General features: G+C 69.2%; 5 protein-coding genes. 4 read left to right on the top strand and 1 reads right to left on the bottom strand.

Annotated features, from left to right (window positions below):
* The 4 genes from ACR9ZK_RS20655 to arfA form a co-directional block, all read left to right on the top strand.
* Nucleotides 1-907, top strand: a 907-nt coding sequence (locus tag ACR9ZK_RS20655) for an ABC transporter substrate-binding protein (RefSeq protein WP_481343841.1), incomplete at its 5' end; no start/stop codon positions are given.
* Between the two features lie 82 nt (nucleotides 908-989).
* Nucleotides 990-1,955, top strand: coding sequence for a carbohydrate ABC transporter permease (locus tag ACR9ZK_RS20650; protein WP_481343840.1), 966 nt, complete (start codon nucleotides 990-992; stop codon nucleotides 1,953-1,955).
* Nucleotides 1,952-2,869 (top strand): carbohydrate ABC transporter permease, encoded by a 918-nt coding sequence (locus tag ACR9ZK_RS20645; RefSeq protein WP_481343839.1) that lies wholly within the window; start codon nucleotides 1,952-1,954, stop codon nucleotides 2,867-2,869. Before ACR9ZK_RS20650 ends, ACR9ZK_RS20645 begins: the two co-directional genes overlap by 4 nt.
* Nucleotides 2,870-2,936: 67 nt before the next feature.
* Nucleotides 2,937-4,469 carry an arabinosylfuranosidase ArfA gene (gene arfA / locus ACR9ZK_RS20640; RefSeq protein ID WP_481343838.1) on the top strand — a complete coding sequence of 511 codons (1,533 nt, stop codon included), beginning with the start codon at nucleotides 2,937-2,939 and terminating at the stop codon, nucleotides 4,467-4,469.
* A 64-nt stretch (nucleotides 4,470-4,533) separates the two neighbouring features.
* Here the strand turns inward: arfA and ACR9ZK_RS20635 are convergent.
* The coding region (locus ACR9ZK_RS20635) for a cyclase family protein (RefSeq protein ID WP_481343837.1) at nucleotides 4,534-5,292 on the bottom strand (759 nt) is incomplete at its 5' end.

Raw genomic sequence — 5,292 nt, 5'->3', positions numbered from 1 at the left:
GGTCTACGCCATCCCCGTCGACGGTGGCCCGATGGCCCTCATGTACCGCAAGGACCTCTTCGACAAGTACAAGATCGCCGTCCCGAAGACGTGGGACGACTACGCGGCCGCAGCCGAGAAGATCAAGGCCGCCGACCCGAAGGCGTACATCGCCAGCTTCGGCAAGGACGGTGGCTGGCTCAACGGGCTCATGTGGCAGGCCGGCTGCAAGCCGTACAGCTACTCCCAGGCACAGGCCAAGGACGCGGTCGGCATCCGCCTGACGTCACCCGAGTGCAAGAAGGTCGTCGACTTCTACGGCAACCTCGTCGACAAGGGGCTCATGGCCAAGGACCCGTTCTTCACCGCCGACGCCACCGCGGCGCTGGACAACGGCAAGTACTGGACCTGGGCGGCCGCGGGCTGGACCCCCGGCTACCTCGCCGGGTCGCTGAAGAAGACCTCCGGCAAGTGGGCCGTCGCCCCGATGCCGCAGTGGACCGAAGGCGCCAACGACCAGGGAGACTGGGGCGGCTCCACCTTCACGGTCACCACCCAGAGCCAGCACCCGAAGGAGGCCACGATCGTCGCCCGCGAGCTGTTCGGGTCCTCCAAGGCCGCGTGGGACATCGGCCTCAACAAGGCCTTCCTCTATCCGCTGGTCAAGGACGTCGCCGCCAACACGTCGTTCACCGACAAGGCGTACGACTTCTTCGGCGGCCAGAAGGTGAACCAGATCTTCGTCCCGGTCTCCAACAGCCTCGGCGAGTTCCAGTACACCCCGTTCCAGGACTACGTGTTCGCGACGATGAACGACCTGAGCGCCGAGGCCCTGGACGGCAAGCGCCCGTGGAGCACGGTCCTCGACGACACCCAGAAGAAGGTCGTCGCCTACGCCCAGCAGCAGGGCTTCAAGGTCAGCGAGTAGCCCGTCCCACTCGCCGCCGGGTCGGCAGGTGGTCCACCTCCGCCACCTGCCGACCCGGCCCCCACCGGACCCGGAGGTCCCCATGAGCCAGCTCCTTCCGGCCGACCGCCCCGTCACCGCTTCTCCGGCGACCGTCGTCCCACCGACGACGCGGGCCGCCCGCCAAGGCCTTTCCCACCAGGCGCGTCAGGCGGTCGCCGGCGCACTGTTCGTCCTACCGTTCCTCCTCATCGTCCTGCTCTTCCTCGCCCTCCCCCTCGGCTACGCGTTCTGGCTGAGCCTCCACAGCGAGAGCCTCGTCCTCGGCCCCCACTTCAGCGGGCTGGAGCAGTACAAGCAGGCGTTCACGGACCCGCAGTTCCTCACCGGGCTGCGCCGCGTCATCGTCTTCGGTGTCATCCAGATCCCGATCATGCTCGGGATCGCCCTCGCCGGCGCTCTGGCGCTGGATGCCATCAACAGCCGGGTCGCCAAGGTCTTCCGGCTCGTCGCCTTCATGCCGTATGCCGTCCCGGCCGTGATCGGCGCCCTCATGTGGGGCTTCCTCTACAGCAAGACCTTCGGGCCGTTCGCCGGGATCTCGGGACTCTGGGGGGACGCGCCGGTCAACTTCTTCGGCGGCTCCCTGCTGCTCGTCTCCCTCGGCAACGTCGTCACCTGGGCCTGGACCGGCTACAACATGATCGTCCTCTACTCCGCCCTGCAGGGCGTGCCCCGGGAGATGTACGAGGCCGCGGTCATCGACGGCGCCTCACCGGTGCAGATCGCGCTGCGGGTCAAGGTCCCGGCGATCAAGCCGGCGCTCTCCCTCGCCGCCATCTTCACCGTCATCGGCACGATGCAGTTCTTCAACGAACCGGCGATCCTCGCGCGCTTCGCCCCGGACATCGACGCCGGCTACACGCCGAACCTCTACGCCTACAGCCAGGCGTTCCGGTTCTCCGCCTTCAGCTACTCCGCGGCGATCTCGTTCACCCTCGGGCTGAGCGTCTTCGTCCTGTCGTACCTCTTCGTCTTCGTCTCTCGCAGAAGGGCAGCACGCGCATGACGCTGACCACACGGATCGAGGCCGGCCGGCGAGCGCCGCACACGGCCACGCGCCCGCGGGGCGGCCGCTTCGGCGAACCGAGGACCCGCCTGGCGCACAGCCTCATGACACTGGGGATCGTCTACTTCACGATCCCGCTCATCTGGATCCTCTTCGCCGCCACCAAGAGCCAACCCGACCTGCTCTCCACGCCCGCACTGTGGTTCGGCCACGGGTTCGACCTCGTCGCCAACCTCCGCCAGCTGTTCACCGAGGACGGCGGCGTCTACGGGCGCTGGCTCGTCAACACCGCGCTCTACTCGGGGGCGAGCGCGCTGGGGGCGACGTCCCTGTGCGCCCTGGCCGGCTACGGGCTGGCACGGTTCAGCTTCCCCGGCAAGCGACTGATCGAGTCGGGGCTGCTCGGGATGGTCATGGTCCCGGCCACCGCCCTCGTGCTGCCGACGTACCTCCTGCTGTCGCGGCTCGAGCTGGTGAACACCATCTGGGCCGTCATCCTGCCCTCGCTGCTGAGCCCCTTCGGCACCTACCTCATCCGGGTCTTCGTCGCCGAGAGCGTGCCGCAGGAGCTGCTCGACGCAGCCCGGATCGACCGCGCCGGCGAGTTCCGCATCTTCTGGCAGGTCGTCCTGCCGATGATGCGGCCGGCGATCGTCACCGTCTTCCTCATCACCCTCGTCGCGACGTGGAACAACTACTTCCTGCCGCTCGTGATGCTCAGTGACGCGAAGCTCTACCCGCTGACCGTCGGGCTCACGACCTGGTTCAACACGGCGCAGCAGGAGGCGGGGACCCGCGTGCTCTTCAACCTCGTCACCACCGGCGCGCTCCTTGCCATCATCCCGCTCGTGGTCGCCTTCGTCTTCCTGCAGCGGTTCTGGCGCAGCGGCGTCAGCAGCGGCGCGCTCAAGTAGCCCGCAGTCCCATGCTCGCCGGGTGTCGACTCCACACCCGCACTCCCCACACCTTCCAAGGACTCCGATGACCTCCGCCTCCTTCCGCCTCGACCCGAGCTTCACGATCGCCCCCGTCAACCGACGCACCTTCGGGTCGTTCGTCGAGCACATGGGCCGGTGCGTGTACACCGGCATCTACGAGCCGGACCACCCCACCGCCGATGCCGACGGGTTCCGCGAGGACGTCCTCGCCCTGACGCGCGAGCTGGGCGTCAGCATCGTGCGGTACCCCGGCGGCAACTTCGTCTCGGGCTACCGCTGGGAGGACGGCATCGGTCCCGTGGCCCAGCGACCGGTGCGACGCGACCTCGCCTGGCACGGCCTCGAGACCAACGAGGTCGGCATCGACGAGTTCGCCCGCTGGGCGGACAAGGCCGGCGTCGAGATCATGTACGCCCTCAACCTCGGCACCCGCGGCGTCCAGGAGGCCCTCGACGTGCACGAGTACCTCAACCAGCCCGAGGGCACCCACTTCGCGGAGCTGCGCCGTAGCAACGGCGCCAAGGAACCGCACGGCATCCGGATGTTCTGCCTCGGCAACGAGATGGACGGCCCGTGGCAGACCGGCCACAAGACCGCGCACGAGTACGGCCGCCTCGCCGCGGAGGTCGCCCGTGCCCTGCGCTCGGCCGAGGCCGGCCTCGAGCTCGTGGCCTGCGGCAGCTCCAGCTCCGGCATGCCGACGTTCGGCTCGTGGGAGGCCACGGTGCTCGAGCTGGCCTACGACCAGGTGGACGCGATCTCGGCGCACGCCTACTACGAGGAGCACGACGGCGACCTCGGCAGCTTCCTCGCGTCCGCCGTCGACATGGACCACTTCGTCGACAGCGTCGTCGCCACCGCCGACAGCGTCGGAGCCCGGCTCAAGAGCCGCAAGCGCATCAACATCTCGTTCGACGAGTGGAACGTGTGGTACCTCAGCCGGTTCGAGAACGCCGAGAAGCCGACCTCGTGGGAGGTGGCGCAGCCCGTCATCGAGGACCACTACAACGCCGCGGATGCCGTCGTCGTCGGCAACCTGCTGATCTCGCTGCTGCGCCACAGCGACCGCGTCACCGCGGCCTGCCAGGCCCAGCTCGTCAACGTCATCGCCCCGATCATGACCGAACCCGGGGGCCGGGCCTGGCGCCAGACGATCTTCCACCCGTTCGCGCTCACCTCCCGGCTCGCGCAGGGCACGGTGCTGCGCGTCGAGCCCCAGGGCCCCACGTACGAGACCCAGCGCTTCGGCGCGGTGCCCGTCCTCGACGCGGTGGCGACCCATGACACGCAGACCGGGGAGGTCACGATCTTCGCGGTGAACCGCGACGTCAACGGGTCGCTGGACCTCACCGTCGCTCTCGCCGGTCTCGGTGCCCTCGAGGTGGTCGAGGCCTGGACCGTCGGCGGGGACGACCCGTACGCCAGGAACACGGCCGACGACCCCGAGCGAGTCCGCCCGGAGGCGTTGACCACGGCCGCCCTCGTCGCCGGCTCGACGCTGACCGCGACCCTGCCCCCGGTGTCCTGGTCCGCCATCCGTCTGGCACCGGCTACGCCCACGTCGCGGGAGGGCTGAGCTGCCTCAGCGTTCAGTAGCAGGCGCGGGGCCCACCGGGGTAGGCCGGGTGACAGTGGCGCGGTCAGAAGGTCGCGATGGGGTTGACCGGGCTGCCGGAGGTGCCGGCGAAGCGGACCGGAGCGACGGCGAGCTGGAAGTCCCACTGACCGAGCTCCGCCGCTGTCGTCGCGCAGTCCTCCAGGTCGCAGTTGTCCAGCAGCCACAGACCCATCGCGACGAGGCCCACGGTGTGAACGGGCATCGCCAGGTCGTCGTACCCCGACGGCTGGACGTCCTGAGGGGTGTCGGCACCGATCAGCGCGACCTGCCGGTCGTGCAGCCACGGCAGGCAGGACGCGTGCCAGCCAGGCTGCGTGACGCCGCCCGATGCTCCCGCCTCGTGCCGGAGGCGGCCGTAACCGGTCCGCAGGAGGACCGCATCGCCGGGTCGCACGCCTATACCCTGGCGACGCTCGGCCCTCTCGAGATCGTCCGGAAACACTCCCTCACCCGGTTCCAGCCACGGCACCTCGCGGACCTTCGCGATGTCCAGCAGGACACCCCGCGTGACGATCCCGTTCGCGGCGGCCGTGACGGCGGCCCACGCCGATCCCGTCGCGGCGTCGACCAGCGAGTGCGGTCGTCCGTTGTACATCAGGCCGTCCCAGAAGATGTGGCAGGGCGAGTCGAGGTGGGTGATCGTGTTGCCGTGGAAGAGGATGCCGAGCCGTTCGTTCGAATAGCCCCAGCGCCGGTCGTTGCGGAACCCGGGCAGCGGCATCGTCTCAGCACCCGGCAGGTCCGCGAAGCACGGGCACGTCGTCGTCGACCGCTCCATCTC

It is taken from the genome of Monashia sp. HAY1-5C (assembly GCF_056755255.1).
The sequence above is the reverse complement of the archived record's forward strand: the minus strand, read 5'-3'. Positions and strand labels throughout refer to the sequence as shown.

Bases quoted from the DNA above. Each gene is read 5' to 3' on its own strand.
- ACR9ZK_RS20650 (WP_481343840.1), top strand. From the start codon at position 990: ATGAGCCAGCTCCTTCCGGCCGACCGCCCCGTCACCGCTTCTCCGGCG.
- ACR9ZK_RS20645 (WP_481343839.1), top strand. From the start codon at position 1,952: ATGACGCTGACCACACGGATCGAGGCCGGCCGGCGAGCGCCGCACACG.
- arfA (WP_481343838.1), top strand. From the start codon at position 2,937: ATGACCTCCGCCTCCTTCCGCCTCGACCCGAGCTTCACGATCGCCCCC.